Consider the following 19626-nt stretch of genomic DNA (forward strand, 5'->3'; position numbering starts at 1 on the left):
AATTGGGCGATCTGCTGGAGCAGATTCGTCTGGGCGAAGATTCGCAGCTGGAATTCAAGCGTGTCGTCTTCGAGAACGACAAGATCAAGGGGCCGAACGGAGAGAGCCTTTGCCAGGAGATTGCAGCCTTCGCCAACGCCATCGGCGGGCGTCTGATCCTGGGCGTGGACGACAGGACCCGCGATGTGGTCGGCATCCCGCTCGAGCAGCTCGATGCAGTCAGCATCTGGGTAGAGAACTGCGTGCGCGATCGCATCAAGCCGGAGCCCACTGTCTATCTCCGGCGGCGGTTGGTCCCCGACCGGACGGGGACCGAACATGCCGTGCTGGTGATCGATGTACCGCGTTCGTTGTATGTCCACCTTGCGCCGGGCGGCTATTTCCGGCGCCAGGGCAGTTCCAAGCACGAACTGCCACCAAACGAATTGTTGCGTCTCATGCAGTCGCGGCAGCGCGCCGGAACGCTGGGTTTCGATGAAATGCCCGTATTGGGCTGTACGCAAGTGAACTTCGATGCTGCGCTGTACGGCCGTTTTCTCGGGACGACCGTCGAGCCTGAGGAGTTGCGCCTGCGCAAGCTGAAGCTGCTGGTGCCGGGAGAGCCTGGCGAGGAATGGGCCAGTGTCGCCGGCGTCTTGATGGCCACCGCCACACCAAGCGATTGGTTGCCGCAGGCTTATGTGCAATGCGTGCACTATGCCGGCACCGAGAAGACCGCCCAGGAGCAGCTGGATGCGCAGGATATCCAGGGGCCGCTCGATCAGCAGATTCGTCAGGCGGCCGCCTTCGTGCTGCGCGGCATGCGCACCGCTGCCCGCAAACAGCTGGGCCGGATCGACGTGCCACAGTTCGACCCGGAGGCTGTCTTCGAGGCCATCGCCAATGCCGGTGCGCACCGTGACTATTCGATCAGCGGAGCGCCCGTGCAGGTACATCTGTTCGCCGACCGGCTGGAGATCACTTCGCCCGGCGCATTACCCAACTCGCAATCGGTGGAGTCGATCGCCCTGCGCACCGCCACGCGCAATGAACTGCTGACCAATCTGCTGGCGCGCTGCCCGGTCGAGATGGAAGGCGTCGGCCGGAGTCGCGTGATGGAGAAACGTGGCGAGGGCGTGCCGCAGATCCTCAACCGTAGCGAGCGGCTGTCTGGACATCGGCCAAAGTTCGAGTTGCTGGGTGAAAATGCTTTTCGTGTGACGTTGTACGCAGCTGATCCTGAAACGAGCCCGCTATTGAGCGAAGCCGGTAGAGGCAATATCGGCCTTACCCATGTGGGATTTACGCACGGCGATGGCTGAAGAATTGATCTGTCGCTGATAGAAGTAAGTGGAGTCGCTAGCTCCCGTGCCAAGAGCTATACCTGTGGCTACAGGCAGGTTAAGTTGAAATACGAAACAACTGACACAACAGCCAAGGAGAGCCGATATGACAGACTTCCCAGGAGCGCGCTGGTGGCGTTGCGATTTCCACAATCACACGCCGGCATCCAGCGACTACCGCGGCAACTCCGCTTACTCGGATCGTGATTGGCTCCTGGACTACATGCGTGCCGGGATCGACTGCGTTGCGATCACCGACCACAACTGCGGCGACCGCATCGATAGCTTGCGCGGCGCGTTGGCCGGTTTGGTAGCCGAGCGACCCGCGCACAGCGATTACCGCCCGCTGGTGTTGTTGCCGGGCGTGGAAATCACAACCTCGGAGGGCTTGCACCTGCTAGCGATCTTCGACGTGGATGAGCCTGCCGACACCATCGATCGGGTGCTGATCCGCATCGAGTGCCCGAAGGGCGTCAAGAACCACGATAAGCAGTGCGGCAAGAATGCGCTGGATACCATCGATGCGATTCGCAAGGAAGGCGGTTTGGTCGTGGCTGCGCATATCGACAGGAACAACGGCTTGTACGAAGCGCAGGCAACGACCTCGGCCAGTGGGGCGGTTGTCTACAGGACGCGCATGAAGCCCAGAACGCTGATACAAATTCTCAAGAAGAAAATCGATGCGGCGCAGGTGGTCGACGAAGCCAGTCCTGCGATTGCCAGTCATCTGCCAGCGCTGCGTGAGCGCGTCGCGATCGTAGCCGGTTCCGATTCGCACACGCCGGAGGACGCGGGCGCAGCCAGTACTTGGGTCAAGATGGGCAGTCCCAGTCTGACGGCATTGCGGATGGCCCTGTTGGACCACAAGGGCAGTGTCCAGCGCTTCGACTCGATGCTGCCAAATCCAAACCGCACGCCGCCATTATGGGTGCGTAGCCTGAGTGCCGGCCCGCTGCAGTTGCGCCAGAATCGGCAACAGGGGCCGCTTAACGTCGAATTCAATCCTTGGTTCAACGCCGTCATCGGCGGCCGCGGCACCGGCAAATCTTCGTTGGTGGAGCTGTTACGCATCGCGCTCCGTCGCGATGCCGACCTAGCTAGCAATCGTACCGGGCCGCTCGCGCAGCTTCGCGAGGTATTCGAGAACTTCTCGCGTTCCAACGACACGGAGGGACACGGCGCACTCCGCTCGGACACCAAGATCCGCATCGAACTGGACAAGGACTGCCAGCCTTTGGCAGTGAACTGGGACAAGCGCTCCGGGCTGACGGCGGTCGAAGAGCGCGCCGGCGGCGTCTGGTCGCCCGTGCCCGAAGCGATCAGAGACGACTATGTGCGCAGTCGCTTCCCGGTGACGGTGCTGAGCCAGAAGCAGATCTACGCGCTGGCCGAACAGCGCGGCTACCTACTGGAGTTGCTCGACCGCCAGCCGCAGGTCGACAAGGCGCAATGGCAGCGGCGCTTCGAGACGGCGCAACAGCGCTTCCTCGGCCTGCGTGCGCAGGCGCGGCAGTTGGCACCGGATCTGAGTCAGCGGCCGGCGCTGGAAGCCGAGCTGCGCGATACCGAGCGCAAGCTCAAGGCACTGGAACTGTCCCACCATGCAAGTAGCTTGCAAGCCTACCAGCGTGCACGGCACCAGCTGAGCGCGCAGCAGAACCTGCTCGCGCAGTGGCAGGCTGACCTCGACGGCATGCGCCCCATGGTGGAAGACGCCGACCTGTTCCGGCGCATCCAATTTGAGGGGTTCGACGAGGGCATTGGCGAGGAAGCCGAATTTCTGGGGCTGGTTGAGCAGGTCGAGTCGGAGCTGCGCGGCCAGTATCAGCAGATTCAGCATGCGGTGACACAGATCGAGGCGACACTGGCGGCGGCACCCGTGCGTTTCGGCGTCCTGGGCTTGCAGAAGGAGATCGCGCAGGCACAGGCCGACTATCAGGGCCTGCTGGAGCGGCTGAAATCCCAGGGGGTGGAATCGCCCAATCAATATGCCGCGTTGGTCGCACGGCGGGAAGATCTGCATAAGGAGCTCGCTCGCCTGGACGCGCGTTTGCAGGAACAGGCGAGCTACCAGCGGCAAGCGGATGATGTGATGGCAGAATTGGCGCGGTTGCGTCGTCAACTCAGCGACAGGCGGCAGGCCTTCATTGAAACGATCAACCAACGCGCTGGGGACAGGATTAGCCTGAGCCTTTCTCGCTTCGGAAGGCCCGCAGGCGCCGAGGCCCGCTTCCGCGAGTTGATCAAGCAGCCTGCCGCGTTCACCGAGGACATCTATGAGGTGCTCGATGGTGGTGCCGAGCGCGGTATTCTGCATCGGTTGTTTAGCGTACCGATGGACTTTGAGAGCGAGCTCGGCGCATTGAAGGCTGAGATTTTACGCATGCGTCAGACGCCTGCCAAGCACGAGGATCTGCTGGGTGAGAAGGTCAACAAGCGCTTGCGTACACACCTCGAAACCCGGCTCGTCGAATCCGATGTCGACGAACTGCTGACATGGTTTCCGGAGGACGGTCTCGATCTGAGGTTCATGCAGAGCGGCAAGTTGCTCTCGGTGGATGGGGCGTCCGCAGGGCAGAAAAGTGCTGCCGTGCTTTCCCTGCTGCTGGCGTTTGGCGGCGAGCCGTTGATCGTGGATCAGCCAGAAGACGATCTGGACAATGCCATGGTGATGAACTTAGTCGTGAGCCAGATCCGTGCCAACAAGACGTACCGGCAATTGATCGTCGTCACCCACAATCCAAACGTCGTGGTCAACGGCGATGCCGAATGGGTCATCCCGATGCAGTTCCACAAGGGCCAGATCGAGATGGATACCGCCGGCGTGGGCGCCGTCTCCGAGCGCGGTACCCGTAACGCCATCTGCGCCATCATGGAGGGCGGCGAGCAGGCATTGCGCATGCGTTATCGGAAGATCCTGGAGGATATGGCGTGACCGTCTATCTTGCGGATGCGGCACCGTTCGAGGGGAGGCTCCCTTAGGACACAGTCTCCGCTTGAAATCAAGCCAGTTGAAGTTTCGCGGTGATGGAGACAGACCAGCCCCCTTAGGCCGACGAGTTTCGCAGCCCCTCTAACTGCGGCGAAGGTGGCATGAGGTGCGATCTCAATAATCAAATGCGCCGTTCCTGTGCTGAGGTCCGCAACGGCTTCAAAAACTGCAAACGTGTGGTAAAGGATGAGCCGCTCGCGCTTGCCATTAAATGGACGGGCAACTGCAATCCGAGGCAACTTCACAACCGGGCGTTGACACCGATGTCACGTCGGCTCTAGCGTCGCTGCGCAGGCGTTTGCGCCGAGCGGTCGGGGGGCCATCGGACAAGGGGCGGCGGTGCATGCATCGCCGGCAGGCGTCGTTGCAGTGCATCGCCACGCCGGCCGCGTCCGGCTTCTCCCGGGGGATTTTATGAACTGCCGCAGTCATCGCCTTGCCTTGTCCATTTCCTTGTCCCTTGCACTGACGGCCGCCGCTGCGCCGCCGCTCATGGCCCAGCAAGCCGAGCCGGATTCGCCACGCGCCACGTCCACCCTGGATGCGGTCAGCGTCACCGGCTCGCGCATCAAGCGCGCGCAGGTCGAAGGCGCGCAGCCGGTGGTCACCATCACCGCGCAGCAGATCCAGCAGGAAGGCTTCGCCACCGTCTACGACGTGCTCAACAGCATGAACCAGCAGGGCTCGGTGGAAGCCGACACGCAGTGGGGCTCGCACACGCCCAACGCCTCGCCGATCAACCTGCGCGACCTGGGGCCGGGCCGCACGCTGCTGCTGGTCAACAGCCGCCGGGTGGCCGATTACCCGCTGCCCTACGGCGGCGAAAGCAACTTCTCCAACTACAGCAACATCCCCGCCGCCGCAGTGGAGCGCATCGACATCCTCACCGGCGGCGCTTCGGCGATCTACGGTTCGGACGCGGTGGCCGGCGTGATCAACGTGATCCTCAAGCGCGACTACCAGGGCGACCAGTTCCGCCTGCGCGGCGGTACCGCCACCGAGGGCGGGCGCGACAGTTTCGACGCCTCCTGGGCCGGAGGGCGCACCGGCGACAACTGGAGCGTGACCTACGCCGTGCAGGCCACCCGGCGCGACCCGCTGAGCGGGCGCGATCGCCCGAAGATGGATGATTCGGACGATATGTCCTACTCCAACTGGACCGGCCAGAACCGCCGTTATGGCTTCAATCCGTTCACCGGTCTGAGCCTGGTCGACGCCACGACCAACGAACGCCTGGCGCCGCCGGCCGGCACCTGCGCGCGCTTCGGCGGCGAGTTCATCGACGGCCAACGGCTGAGCTACAACCAGAACACCGGCGTACTCACCGATGCGGGCAGCTACTGCGGGATGGCACGCGATTACGGCGATTGGGGGCTGGTCACCGGCAGTGAGGACTATTCGGCCTATCTGTACGGCACCTGGAAGTTCGGCGAGGCGACCGAGGCCTGGGCCACGCTGTCGGCCAACCGCAGCATCGGGCGCTGGACCTACGACCCACCGTATGTATTGCTGGGGCCGTTCCAGGATGCGCGCACCGGCCGGCAGTTGAATGCCATCCGCCAGCTCACCCGCCGCGAGGCCGGTGGCTGGGACCGGCTGGCCAACTACAACAAGGAACAGTCCTGGGATCTGGGCGCGGGCCTGCGCGGGGTCTGGGCCGACCGCTTCGATTGGGAGTTCAACGTCGGGCGCTCGCGCTACACCGTGGACGAATACATCCGCACCGTGGATACCGCACGCGCCACCGATTACTTTCTCGGCAGCGCGCTCGGCACCGGCGCCGCCGGTAATCCGATCCGCGCGGTGAACGAGGCGCGTTGGTACACGCCGTTGTCCGGTAGCGAGTACGACGAGCTGGTCGCCAAGTCGCACAACTCGGCGTATTCGTGGGTGAATCAGGCCATTTTCAGCCTCAGTGGCGACGTGGTGCAGGGCTGGGCCGGGCCGATCCGCTTCGCCACCGTGGCCGAAGTCGCCAAGCAGGGTTATCAACTTTCCCCCGATCCCTGCGCCAATACCTGCTATCCGGTGGATGTGGTCGACAGCGGTGGTGGCGAGCGCCTGCGCAGTTCGGCCGGGCTGGAATTCCAGATCCCGCTGCTGTCCACGCTCAGCGCCAACATCGCCGGCCGTTACGACCGCTACAGCAACTATCGCTCGTCTGCAGCGATCCAGACCGAAGTGGGCGAGCAGAGCGATACCACCTGGAGCGCAGGGCTGGAATGGCGGCCGGTGGAGAGCCTGCTGGTGCGCAGCACCCTGGCCACCAGCTTCCGCGCGCCGGACATGCACTACGTGCTGGGCGAGCCCAGTTCCACCAATCAGACGGTGATCGATCAGTACCGTTGCATCACCTCCGGTGCGTATCAGACCGGCGGCTGCAACGACGAGAACAGCAACATCTTCTACACCGTGGACGTGAACCGGCGCGGCACTCCGGATCTGCGCTCGGAAACCGGCCGCTCGTTCACCGGCGGCGTGGTGTGGGACATCGTGCAAGGCCTGTCGCTGAGCGTGGACTATTACCGCATCCAGCTGGAGGACATGATCAAGGATCTGGATCGCGACGAGATCCTGTCGGCCGAAGCCGGTTGCCGTACCGGCACCACCATCAGCGGCGGCGCCTGGAACAATCCCGGCGGCGCCGGCTACTGCGACACCATCACCTCGCGCGTGACGCGCAATGCCGACGGCACCATCGCCGCCATCGAGCGCGGCCCGATCAATCTGGCGCAGATGGAAACCTCCGGCATCGATGCGTCGTTGAAGTATCGGCTTGCCACCGCCGATTGGGGCAACTTCCAGCTGTCGCTGGACTACAACACCCTGATCGCCTACCGCGAACAGATCTACCGCACCGACAGCGACGAAAACCGCCGCGACGAGCGCGTGCGCAGCCGGGTGCGCGGCAGCGTGCACTGGGACAACGGCGGCGCCTGGGACTGGACCGTGTTCTTCCGCCGCCTCGGCTCGATGCGTGCGGTCAACTGGGGCACCTGCGCACGCTTCGACGATGGCTACCAGCCCAGCGCTTCGGACCAGTGTCTGGTCACCGATACCGGCAACGTGAATCTGGGCCAGACCAGCAAGCGTTACTTCGGCCGCGTGGGCCCGGCGATCTACTGGAACCTCAGCACCGGCTATCGGATCACCGATCACGCCAAGCTCAATTTCTACATCAACAACGTGTTCAATGAAGTGGGCTACGAGAACAAGGAGCGCTTCTACGGCTACGGCTTCTACAACACCACCTTGTTCAACCCGATCGGCCGCGAAGTGGCGGCGGAGTATGTGTTCACGTTCTGAGTGAGGGTCATTGCTGCGGACACGCCACGGCACCGTTGCCGTGGCGTGCGGCAATGCGATCAGGCAAGACGCGATGCGGTTCGGCGCAAGCTTGCCAACGCGCGGGTGGCGATGCCGCGCATCTGATCGCTCAAGGCCGCGTCGTCGATGGAGCGCTGCCAGAACTGTTCGGCCATCGCTGCGGCGCGTCGCCATTGTGCAAATTGACCGACCGTGGGTGGTGGACTCTCGATGTCCCTTGGCACGATTTCGCCACTGGATGCCGGCCGCAGCGCCATCGGCAACATGTCGTACACCGGCGCGAGCCGCAGCGGCAACGTGTCGGCAAGAATCAGCGCTGCGTTGCCCAGATGCATGTCGGTGTTGCCGATGAGCACGCCGAACCAGCTGATCACCTCAAGACGCTCGGCATCTTCCGCACTCAGCCAACCATCGCGTTTGAGCAGCGGCGCAAGCGCGCGCCATGTGCCGACCTCCGACTGCCCATAGAACGCGGTAAAGATCGCCATCAACGAGACAAAGCCGTGGCGGCCCAGCGTCGGGGTGCGATCGAAGCGCGTGGATTCGAGAAAGACGCGCTCGCCGGCCTCCAGCCTCTGCGTCGTTGCGGCTGCGATGCCACCGGCAAGTAGCACTTGGTTGGCCAGGTACTCCATCTGCAGCAGGTCCGCCCAGCGCCGCCCGGCCGGCTGATCGATCCGGTCGGAGAACTTCACAATGACCGGACGATACCCGCCGTGTTCGCGCAGCACGGCAGTGAACTTCGGCTGTTCCCCTGCAGCGGACGAGCCGACGTCCTCGCCGCGCAGGGCGGCATCGGCGTGCTTGAGATATGCCTGCGGGCGCGCTTGGATGTCGATGCACTCGGGCTGGTCGATCGACGACAGTGCGCGCGCCAGCGCATGCTCGCCAACAAGCAGGTCGCCGAGCTGGTCGTGACCATCGGACAGCAGCGCGACGAGTGTGTCACCGGGCGACCACAGCGTGAGATTTTCAGGGAGCCGCAACGGCCCGGAGACGCGACGTGCCAGATTGTGCCCGAGAAATCCCTGCGGGCGTTGGTCATCCAGAAACCAGGGCAGCGACTCGAACACGCCCAGCTGCATCGGCGGATGCAGGAGCACCGGGTTTTCCTGCAGCAGCTCTACGAAGAAGTGGTCGTGATGGAGTGCATGCAGCTGGCCCAACGCCACAACGCGGGCATGGCTGTCGATGCGGTAGAGCGGCCAGACGCGCGCGCCCCGCACCTCGCCTGCGGCGGCATAGCTGGTGGCGCGCGCGCTGCCGTAGCGCCGCACCGCAGTTCCTGCGGCGGCAACCAGACGAGAAAGCGTTGCCTTGCTCACGCCCAATCGCCCGGCAAGATCGGCGCCGCGCAACGGGCCGTTGACGCGCAGCGTGGTGACCAGGTGCTCCACTGCTTCGGGCTGAGGCATGTAAACCACCAATGAAACGATTTGTGAAACGATATATCAGGCTTGTCTGTTGTAACAAGTGCTTGATTTTTAGGTTAAATTACAGGGCATAGGGATGCGTCAAACGTTGGGGTGAAACGATATTTCGGCGTTCCTGGGCTGGAAGTGCCCGGAGCGCACCTTGCACAGAGCTGGAGCGCCCCAGCCACGGCTGAGGTCTGACAAGACGGCGGTGCGGCACCGTTCATATCACAGCTGCTGGACACTGTATCCGCATCCGCTTGCCACGAAGAGCGGGCCTAAACGCCCATTTGTGTGCCGGGATAAAGGCGCACTCTGCACCTGGTGTGCGCGCTGTCAGGCGGGTGAACCCCCACGCCAGCGCCTTGATCGCACCGCTCCAGTGACGCGCAGCACTATCCCGCGGCAGTGCCGCTGCACGTAAGGCAATCGGCAGCTCGCTAGCGATCGGATTGCATTCCGTTGCCCTGATCAACCGTTGCTGGCACGCCTCTGGCTTCCTGCCGCGCCACGCAATCATTGCTTCGATGCACATGGTCTGTTGCCGATGAAACAGTGGCACCGCATAAAAACGCGTGTTATCAATGCATCCCATGAACGCACCCCGCAGCCAGTTTTATTTTTGGTACTACGGCTTTCCGATGCCGCTGGCGGAGGAAGGAGTGCGCTCACCCTGAAGGACACTTCAGCAGCATTCCCGAAAAGCCGCCAGCGCACACTGGCGGCTTTTTTGTTGCCGCCTCGCCTGGCTCCCCGATGCAACACCGCTCACCGAGACACTGTCATGCCGCCTGTTACCGATGACCTGCGTATCCGCAAGATCGAAACCCTCGCCCCGCCGTCCGAGCTGCTGTCCCTGCTGCCCTGCGACGAGCGTGCCTCCGACACCGTGAGCAGCGCGCGCGCCGCGCTGCACGAGATCCTGCACGGGCGAGACGATCGCCTGGCGGTGGTGATCGGGCCCTGCTCGATCCACGACCCTGTCGCCGCGATGGACTACGCGCAGCGTCTGCGCCCGCTGCGCGACCAGTTTGGCGATGCGTTGGAGATCGTGATGCGGGTGTACTTCGAAAAGCCCCGCACCACCATCGGCTGGAAGGGATTGATCAACGATCCGGATCTGGATGGCAGCTTCCAGATCAACAAGGGCCTGCGCGTTGCGCGCGGGCTGTTGCGCGACATCAACAACCTGGGCCTGCCGGCCGGCGTGGAGTTCCTGGACATCATCTCTCCGCAATACATCGCCGACCTGGTGGCCTGGGGCGCGATCGGCGCGCGCACCACCGAGAGCCAGGTCCATCGCGAGATGGCATCGGGGCTGTCGTGCCCGGTGGGGTTCAAGAACGGCACCGGCGGCGACGTCAAGATCGCGGTGGACGCGGTGGGCGCGGCCTCGCATCCGCATCATTTCCTGGCGGTGACCAAGGACGGCCACACGGCCGTGGCGGCCACCGCCGGCAACCCCGATTGCCATGTGATCCTGCGTGGCGGCAAGCAGCCCAACTTCGATGCAGCCAGCGTGGAAGCAGCCAGCCAGGTATTGAACAGATCCGGCCTGCCGGCGCGGCTGATGATCGATGCCAGCCACGCCAATAGCGGCAAGAATCCCGAGAACCAGCCCAAGGTCGTGGAGGACATCGCATCGCAGCTGGAAGGCGGCGAAACGCGCATCGTCGGGGTGATGGTCGAAAGCCATCTGGTGGGCGGCCGCCAGGAACTGGTGCCCGGATGCGCGCTGACCTATGGCCAGAGCATCACCGATGGCTGCATCGGCTGGGACGCCTCGCTGCAGGTGCTGGAGCGTCTGGCCACGGCGGTGCGGGTACGTCGCGCGCGGCGGGTGGACGAGGCCGCGTGAGCGCGTAGCCAGGGTGCGCAAGGCGCCAGCGACGCCACCGGCTGCGGGCCAAGCCGCATGGCGCGCGCTGCCGGGACATCGCGCGCGGGCGCCTGGCCATCCTGCGTCGATGGGGTGAGATGCCTGGCCGTCGTGTGACTGCGGGCCGACCAGGGCCGTGGCCAGCGCACCACGTAGCGGGCGACCGCTGCGGACGGCGCCGTGATGCGGCATTCGCGCGCGGGGGAATCGGCCCTGTTCTGCCGCACTCCGGTCCGGGGAGCGGTGCGATCGGGCGCAGCCACGGCAATGCCACGATGGCGTGCGCGCTGGCTCGCGCAATGGGCAGGCCAGGGCGATGACCCGCGCGCATTCACGCGCCTGCGTCGGCGCACCCGCGATAGTGGCGCCAGACTCGTCTCCTGCCTACACCCATGCCCTCTGTTCGCGATCGCTTCCAGCGCTGGCCCCGGCCGTGGCGCATCGCAGTGATCGTGCTGCTGGCGCTGTACGCGCTGTATCTGCTGGCCGGCAACGTCTTTCTCAACACGCCGTTGTTCGACGCCACCACCAACCGACAGCCGCACAAGTTCAGCATGCAGACCGGTCCGGCACTGACGCTGGTTCCGGGCCAGGTGATGGCCTGGAACGTGCGCATGCGTGGCCAGGCCAACCGTACGGTGTACGTCTTCCATGCCGATCGGGCGCATGCGCGGATCGCACTGCTGGCCTTGTTCCGGCGCGAGGTGCGCCTGCCGTGGCTGCACGCGGTCAATGTGAGCGCAGAGGTCGACACTTCCGAGACGCCCATTCCGCCGCCGCCACGTGGCAACCGGGGCTGGACGCTGCGCTTCGATGCGATCAGCAGCAACAGCATCCGTAGCGCGCGCCTGGGCAAGCTGCTGATCGCCGGCCACGGCCACGGCACGGTCGGTTTCCTCAAGCAGCTCAAGGGTGGGCCGTCGGAGCTGTTCCCGTCCGAGGCGGGCTTCAGCGATGCGGTGGTCAGCTACGACGGGGTGCAGGTCTTCAACGGCGCCCAGGTGGATGCGCAGTTCCAGTTCCCGCGCCACTTTCGCGATCGGGCGCCGGGCCTGCGTAAATTCGAGATCACCCGCGCGCGCCTGCAAATCAAGGCCAACACGGCGGCATTGAAGATCGACACCGGCGCGCCGAACGTGGACATCCGCAGCGGGCCGTCGACCGCGCGGGTAGAGGCCGACATCGCCCTGGCCAACGGCGCCCTGCAGCCGGGGAGCCGTGCGGTGTGGCGGCTGCCGTTGCTGGCCGGCGTCGGCGCGACCGATCGCGGCATGCTGGCCCTGCAACTGGATGTGGCGCAGGACATTCGCGTGCAGGCCCGGCTGCCGCGCGATGCCGACACCGGCAGCGAGCTGCATGCCGATCTGCGCATCGCCGGGCGCAGCATTCCCTTCCAGCAGCCGGCGCAGCTGCTGCCGCGCCTGTCCGGCCAGGTGCGCGGGCGCTGGCAATTCGAATCGTTGAACTGGATTGCCGAGCTGTTCGTGCGCAAGCCGTGGTTCCAGCTCGAAGGTGGCGGTCTGCTCGAGGCCGATCTGCGCCTGGCACAAGGGCGCCTGACCGGCGGCAGCCGCCTGGACATCCCGCGCGTGGAAGCGGTGGCGCAGGTGTTCGATGCGCGTCTGGCAGGCATCGCCAACGCGCATGGGCGCATCGACGATGCCGCCACGCCGCAGGCGCACCTGGACGTGCGTATCCCCACCTTCAAGGCCAGCGCGCAGGATGCGCCCGGGCAGGTGTTGCTGGACGGCCGCGATCTGCGGCTGGCCATGCATGGCGATGCCGAACTGGCGCGCCTGCGCGATACGCTCAAGGCGCAGCTGCGCTTCAGCGATGCGCAGGTGCCCGAGCTCACCGTCTACAACCGCTATCTGCCCGGCAGGAACGTACGCCTGCTGGGCGGACGCGGCAGCCTGAGTGGCGACGTCGCGCTCAACGCCTCCGGCGACGTGGGCAGCGGTCACGCACACCTGCGCGGGCAAGGCGCGCATCTGGCCCTGGCCGGCGTGCAGATGCGCGGCGATGCCGAACTGCAGGCGCAGCTGCAGCGCGCCGACTTCAAGAACAAGTTCTTCGACCTCAGCGGCACGCGCATCCGGCTACGCAACATGCAGGTGGGCGAGGACGCCGCCGATGCCGGCTGGTGGGGCGAACTGCAGGTCGGGGCCGGTACCATCCAGGCCCGTGCGCCATTCCAGCTGGATGCGCAGGCCGCACTGCGCATGCGCGATGCCGCACCGCTGCTGTCGGTATTTGCCCAGCGCACCGATTACCCGCGTTGGGTGGTAGGGCTGCTGGATTCCGGCGAACTCGAGGCCACCGGCCGGCTCCGCTGGCGCAAGCAGCAGCTGACGGTGGATGCGCTGCACGCGGAGAACGCACGGCTGTCGTTGCGCGCGCGGCTGGCGATCCAGGACGAACAGCGCCGCGGCGACCTGTATCTGCGCTGGGGCGTGCTGGGCGCCGGCATCGAGCTGGATGGCAAGCAGCGCCAATGGCACCTGGCAGGCGCACGCGAATGGTACGAGGCGCGCCCCGGCTTGCTGCCGCCGGTTTCCGGCAGCCAGTGACCTGACGCGCGCGTTCTCCGCAGCGCATCGTCGCATCCGTTGCCAGCATCGCAATGGGCTGCGCTGGGCCATGTACAGGCGCGCGCGCTGCGACGATGATCGGTGTGGGCTTGGGCGATTGCTCCGCATCGCCGCAGGTCCACGCCGTGCCGCAGCCGGCGCCCCGGGGCTGCGAACGCGATGCGTCGCCGAGGCCGTCCAGGGTGTATCGCGAAGATATGCCCGTCTGGCGGCGTGCGCACGACGAGGCCCTCCATCCACGGCATGCGCGCACAGGCGTGTACAGCAGGCGCTGCCGCCACGTGATGATGTGCGCCGCGATCACGCAAGGCTTGGCACACTGCCTGGCGCCGCGTGCGCGGTGCTCGGGAGCCTGTGATCATGACGATGCCTGTGCACGCCCGTTGGCGTGCGTTGCCGCGCGCAGTGCGCTGGCCGTTGCTGACGCTGTTGTGGCTGTATGCGAGCTATCTGTTGCTGGGCAATCTGCTGCTCAATACGCCGCTCGGTCCTGCGGTGGTCAATCGCAAACCGGATGCCTTCGCCATGCACTGGGGGCCCGCGCTCACCTGGTGGCCCGGGCGGTTGATATTGTGGAACGTGAATCTGCAGGGGCGTTCGAAGCGTCACGATTGGACGGTGAGCGCGCGACGCCTGGGTGGACAGATCCGCATACTGCCGTTGCTGCATCGGCAACTGCATGTGCCGCAGCTTCACGCCGATGGCGTGCGTGCAGGCCTGCAGCCTGCAGTACCTTCTGCACCGTCCGCCGTGGTGGCGCGCCCAGTGGCGCGTGGCCCTGCCATGGCGAGCGGCGTCAGCGCTCCGCGTGGCGGTCCTCCGGCCGAAGCAGCGGCTACTCAACGCGGGCCGCAGTCTGCGGTGCCCGAGGGCGCAACGCCAGCGCAGGGGCGTCCAGCCTCCGCGCCGCTGGCGATGCCGACACGAGCGGCGCCATGGGCACAGACAGAAGCACCGCCGGCAACCACTGCTCCAACGATGCCAGCGCCGACATCGACGGCGCTTCCATCTGCAAGCTCCGTTGCAGGCACGCAGACGCCGGCAGAGCCAGGCTGGATCCTGCAATTCGATCGCATCGACGCCGAGCAGGTGCACGCACTGGCGCTGCACCGCCTGCACATCGAAGGCGAAGGCCGACTGCAGCTTGGCCTGTTCAAACAGCTTCGCGGTGGGCCGCTGGAGCTGTTTCCCTCGCGCGCCGTGTTCGAGCGCGCGCGTGTGCGTTGGGGCGACCGCGAGCTGCTGCGTCGCGCACAGCTGCGGCTGCAAGCCGGCATCGCGCGGCATGCGCCCGACGCCGCGCCTGGGCTCGCGGTCGTGCAGCTGGCCGATGCCTTGCTGTCGGTACACGGCGACACCGCAGCGCTGGATGTCGTGCGCAGCGCACAAGGCCGTCATGCGGTTGCGACCGGTCCAGGCAAGGGGCGCGCCGATGGCGAGCTGCGCTGGGCGCGTGGTGCGTTGCAGCCGGGCAGTCGGTTGCAATGGCGTGCCCCGTTGCACGACAGCACACGCACACCGGCAGCATTGCTGGGCGAGTTGAAGGCGCAGTTGCAGGTCGATGACGACATCCGCCTGACCGTTGCCATGCCCGAGCCCGCCAATGCCGGGCTGACGCTGGATGCCGACCTGCGTGTGCGCGGGCGTCAGCTGCCGTTGCGCGGGCTGCGTGCGTTGCTGCCGCGTACCAGCGGGCATGCGCGGCTGCATTGGCAGCTGGCTTCGTTGAGCTGGATTCCTGCGCTGTTCCCCGATGTCGACTGGCTCACCCTGCAAGGCGACGGGGTAGTGGATGCCGACCTGCGCATCGACCGTGGCCAGCTCGGTGCAGGCAGCCGTCTGCAGGTGCCGCATGCGCGTGCGCAAGTCGGTGTGATGGGACATGCGATCGACGGGCAGGCCAGCGCCGATCTGCGCGTGGACGCCGATGCGGGTGGCCAATTGCTGCCCGCGCTGGCTCTGCAGATGCAGCGGTTCTCGATTGCGCATGCCGATGCGCCGACTCGCCCGTTCGTGCAGGGCCGCGATCTGCGGCTGGATCTGCAGACGCGTGCCGATGCGCGCAACCTCAGCAGCCTGCGCGATGCCACGCGCGCGCATCTGACCTTTGCCGACGCGCGGGTGCCGGACCTGCGTGCCTACAACCGCTATCTGCCACAGCAGCAACTGCGCTTCGACGGCGGTAACGGTGTGCTCAGTGGCGATCTGCAGATCGAGCCCGGTGGGCGTATCGGCAAGGGCGGCTTGCGCATCGGCGCGCGTGCGGCGCGGCTGCATTTCGCAGGTCTGGCGCTGCGTGGCGATGTGGACGCGGATCTGCGTCTGCAACGCGGCGACCTGCGCGCGGAAAACTTCCGTCTCGATGCCAGTACCGTGCAGTTGCGCAATGTCGGTTTCACCGGGCCCGATGGCCGGCGCCGCGACGGTTGGTGGGCGCGCATCGCATTGGACGACACCCGCATGCATTGGCACCGGCCGGTCGGCGTGGACGGGCGGGTGCGTCTGCAGGTACGCGATCTGGCGTTCCTGTTGGCGCTGTATGCGCGCGATCGTTCGGTTCCGGACTGGATGCTGCGGATGGTGGATGCCGGCCAGGCACAGGCCACCGGCCGTCTCCATTGGCAGGGCGACACCGTTGTCGTGGATCGCCTGCAGGCGCATAACGCACGCTTTCAGGTCGACGCGCGGCTGCGCCTGCAGGGACGCCGGCGCGATGGCAGCCTGCTCGCACGGTGGGGCGTATTGAGCGCCGCGGTCGGCCTGCGCAACGACGTCGCGCAGTGGCATCTGCTGCGCGCGGCGCAGTGGTATCAGGCGCAGCCGGATCTGCTTCCGGCGCAGCCATCGCGTAACGCGCAGCCGTGAAGAAACTGCAGTTCTGTACCGCCTGGTATTGTTTTGCAGTGCAGCGTGCAAGTCGCGTTCGGGGCGCGCACTATGCTCCTGCATCCCGACGTGGGGGAGGGAGCAAAGCCCGCTGGCAGTTCGCTGCAAGCGGGCTTTTTTATTGCCTGGCGTTCGGCCGTTCATGCATGGGCCGTTCTTCGTGCAGGGGGCACCGTTGTAACTGCACTCTTCATGGCGCGGCATCGCTGGCGATGATTCCTGCCGATGCGGGTCAAGTGCGGTTGGATGCGCCGTACAGGGTGCGCTTCCGTTCGCCCATCGCGCACGGCATCGACGATGCGCGCGTCAGCAGCGCATCCCGCAACGCAACCAGGATGCCGCCAAGTGTCCGGGATGCCAGAATCGGCCCATGTCACTCCCCACTGCATCCGCTTCTCCTGCGCTGGCCGCCCTCATCGAACGGGCAGTGTCGCGTGTCCGGCAGGCCGTCTCTGCCGTGCAGCCCTGGCCGGGCGACGTACTCGCCAGGCAGCTCGAACGGGTGGCGCTTGCCAGCGACTTCGCGCTGGAGACGCTGGCGCGCCAACCCGCACTGCTGGCGCATCTGGCGCAGGACGATCCGCCGCCGCTGCCGTTACCGGTGCTGGACCCGGCGCAGCCGCAGGACTGGCCTGCGCAATTGCGCCGATACCGTGCCGCCGCATCCACCCGGCTGGTATGGCGCGACGTGCTGGGCATGGATCGCGTGGACGCGACCCTGGCCGGGGCCACCGCGCTGGCCGAAACCTGTCTGCAGACCGGGCTACAGGCATTGGAGCAGCAGTTTTCCACCCGTCACGGCCAGGTGATCGCCGCAGACGGCAGCGTGCAGCGGCTGGTGGTGTTCGGGCTGGGCAAACTAGGCGGCGGCGAGCTGAATTTCTCGTCGGATGTGGACCTGGTGTACGCCTATCCGCAGGGCGGAACCTCCGATGGACCACGCCCGCTGGCGGCGGAAGAATATTTCGCACGGCTGGGCCAGCAGTTGGCCAAATTGCTGGACGAGACCACCGCCGATGGCTTCAGTCATCGGGTGGACCTGCGCCTGCGTCCGTTCGGCAGCGCCGGGCGGGTGGCCTTGTCGTTCACCGGCATGGATCAGTATTTCCAGCGCGAGGGACGCGATTGGGAGCGCTATGCCTGGCTCAAGGCGCGCGCGGTGGCCGGCGACATCGCCGCAGGCGAAGCGTGGCTGGAAACACTGCGACCGTTCGTCTACCGCCGCTATCTGGATTTCACCGCGTTGGACGGCCTGCGCGAGATGAAGGCAGCCATCACCGCCGAAGTCGCGCGGCACGACCGGCTAGACGATATCAAGCGCGGGCCGGGTGGCATTCGCGAGATCGAATTTCTAGCGCAGGCGTTGCAGTTGATCCGGGGTGGGCGCGAGCCCGCCCTGCGCGAGCGCCGCTTGCTGCCCGCCCTGCAGGCGCTGGTCGCGGCAGGCCAGGTTGCGCCGGACACGGGCGCGGCACTGGCCGCCGCCTACCGGTTCCTGCGCCGGCTGGAAAATCGCCTGCAGATGCTGCGCGACGCGCAGACCCATGCCTTGCCGCACACGGCGCTGGAGCGCGAGCGCATTGCGTTGGGGCTGGGCTTTGCAGACTGGCAGGCGCTGCTGGCTGCGTTGACGCCCCATCGCACGCAAGTCGCGGCCGAATTCGCCGAATTGCTGGCGCCGCGTGTACGCACCACCGCCCCCGACGCGCTGGCCGATTACTGGCGTGCCCTGCCCGATGCCGATGCGGCCCCGCTGTTGGGCATCGGCCTGCACGATCCGGGCGCGGCGCACCAGGTGCTGGGCGATTTCGCGCAGTCCTCCGGGGTGCAGGCCTTGTCCGATACCGCGCGCGCGCGTCTGGATCGGGTGGTGCCAGCGTTGCTGCATGCCGCTGCCCATGCCAGCCAGCCAGATCCGGCGGTGCGCCGTCTGCTGGGGCTGTTGCAGGCCACCTTGCGCCGCACCAGCTACCTGGCACTGCTGGACGAACAACCCAGTGCGCTCGCGCGCCTGGTCGATGTGCTGTCCCGCAGCGCGTTGCTGGCCGAGCGTCTGGCGGCCTATCCGTTGCTGCTGGACGAATTGCTCGATACCCGCATCGGGGGAGCACTTCCTGACCGTGCCACGCTGCACGCCGCCTGCGCCGACATCGTGCACATCGACGATACCGAGGCGGCGTTGCGCGAGCTCAACGAACGCCGGCTGGCCTTGAGTTTCCGTATCGCGCTGGCCACGCTCGACGGCCGCCAGCAGGCCGTGGAAAGCACCCGCCAGCTGGCCTGGCTGGCCGAAGCGGTGGTGCAGACGGTGCTGCAGCTCGCGCGCAGGGAATTGGTGGCCGCACACGGGCAGGTGCCCGGCGGCACCTTCGCCATCATCGGCTACGGCAGCCTGGGTGGCTGGGAGCTGGGCTTCGGTTCGGACCTGGATCTGGTATTCCTCTACGACCACCCGCGCGAGATCGAACACTCCGACGGCAAGCGCCCGCTGGACGCAGGCCGCTGGTTCGCGCGGCTCGCACAGAAGGTGATGGCGCTGCTGGCCGCCGAAACCGGCGCCGGCCGGCTGTACGACATCGATGTGCGGCTGCGCCCGGACGGTGGCAAGGGCGCGTTGGTGTCGTCGTTGGCCAGCTACCGCGAGTACCAGCGCGAGCGCGCCTGGACCTGGGAACACCAGGCCCTGGTGCGCGCCCGATCGGTGGCCGGCGATGCGCAGTTGTGCGAGGCGTTTGCGCAGGTGCGCCGCGACACGCTGAGCCGCGTGCGCGATGCAGCGCTGCTGCACGAGGACGTGCGCAAGATGCGCGCGCGCATGCGTGCCGAACTCGATCGCGGCGATGCCGGCCGCATGGATCTCAAGCAAGGGGCCGGTGGCCTGGTCGATCTGGAATTTCTGCTGCAGGCCGGCGTCTTGCAGCAGGCCGCGCAGCACCCGGCCGTGCTGGAGGTCTGCCAGACGCCGGCCTTGATCGAGGCGCTGGTGCGGGCGCAATGGTTGCCGGCCGATCTCGCACAGCCGCTGCATGAAGCGCATGCCACGCTGGTGGATGCGGGGCTGGGGTGCACCCTGGATCGACGCCCGCGCCTGATCGCGCCGACGCCGGCCATCCAGCAGGCACGCCGGCACATCTTCGCTGCAGCGCGTGCGCAGGGACTGGAGTTTCCCGTTGGCAAGGATGCGGCGGCGTTGTAGCTGCGTGGTGGTGGTTGG

8 protein-coding genes are annotated in these 19626 nt (G+C 66.2%); 7 read left to right on the forward strand and 1 reads right to left on the reverse strand.

Annotated elements, in window-relative coordinates:
* The first annotated feature begins 2 nt into the window (after positions 1–2).
* The 3 genes from LL964_RS04490 (at position 3) to LL964_RS04500 (ending at position 7620) form a co-directional block, all read left to right on the forward strand.
* Positions 3–1301 carry an ATP-binding protein gene (locus LL964_RS04490; RefSeq protein WP_228329377.1) on the forward strand — a complete coding sequence of 433 codons (1299 nt, stop codon included), beginning with the start codon at positions 3–5 and terminating at the stop codon, positions 1299–1301.
* Between the two features lie 127 nt (positions 1302–1428).
* A complete protein-coding gene (locus LL964_RS04495; protein ID WP_228329378.1) occupies positions 1429–4257 on the forward strand; it encodes a TrlF family AAA-like ATPase in 2829 nt (942 codons plus the stop codon).
* Between the two features lie 549 nt (positions 4258–4806).
* On the forward strand, positions 4807–7620 hold the full coding sequence (locus LL964_RS04500) for a TonB-dependent receptor plug domain-containing protein (protein WP_167395223.1): 2814 nt from the start codon (positions 4807–4809) through the stop codon (positions 7618–7620).
* Positions 7621–7679: 59 nt separating this feature from the next.
* Here LL964_RS04500 and yjjJ read toward each other — a convergent pair whose 3' ends face one another.
* Positions 7680–9065, reverse strand: a complete 1386-nt coding sequence (yjjJ, locus tag LL964_RS04505) for a type II toxin-antitoxin system HipA family toxin YjjJ (protein ID WP_167395222.1) — start codon at positions 9063–9065, stop codon at positions 7680–7682.
* Positions 9066–9840: 775 nt separating this feature from the next.
* Here yjjJ and LL964_RS04510 point away from each other — a divergent pair.
* The 4 genes from LL964_RS04510 (at position 9841) to glnE (ending at position 19608) form a co-directional block, all read left to right on the forward strand.
* Positions 9841–10914, forward strand: a complete 1074-nt coding sequence (locus LL964_RS04510) for a 3-deoxy-7-phosphoheptulonate synthase (protein ID WP_104585987.1) — start codon at positions 9841–9843, stop codon at positions 10912–10914.
* 413 nt (positions 10915–11327) lie between these two features.
* Positions 11328–13505, forward strand: coding sequence for a translocation/assembly module TamB domain-containing protein (locus LL964_RS04515; protein ID WP_104585985.1), 2178 nt, complete (start codon positions 11328–11330; stop codon positions 13503–13505).
* Between the two features lie 381 nt (positions 13506–13886).
* Entirely contained in the window at positions 13887–16391 is a 2505-nt protein-coding gene (locus tag LL964_RS04520) for a hypothetical protein (protein ID WP_104585984.1), read from the forward strand.
* 391 nt (positions 16392–16782) lie between these two features.
* Positions 16783–19608: a bifunctional [glutamate--ammonia ligase]-adenylyl-L-tyrosine phosphorylase/[glutamate--ammonia-ligase] adenylyltransferase gene (gene glnE, locus LL964_RS04525; RefSeq protein WP_104585983.1), complete on the forward strand. Its 2826-nt coding sequence runs from the start codon at positions 16783–16785 to the stop codon at positions 19606–19608.
* Positions 19609–19626: the final 18 nt, after the last annotated feature.

This window comes from Xanthomonas melonis (assembly GCF_020783655.1).
Taxonomy (GTDB): Bacteria; Pseudomonadota; Gammaproteobacteria; order Xanthomonadales; family Xanthomonadaceae; genus Xanthomonas; species Xanthomonas melonis.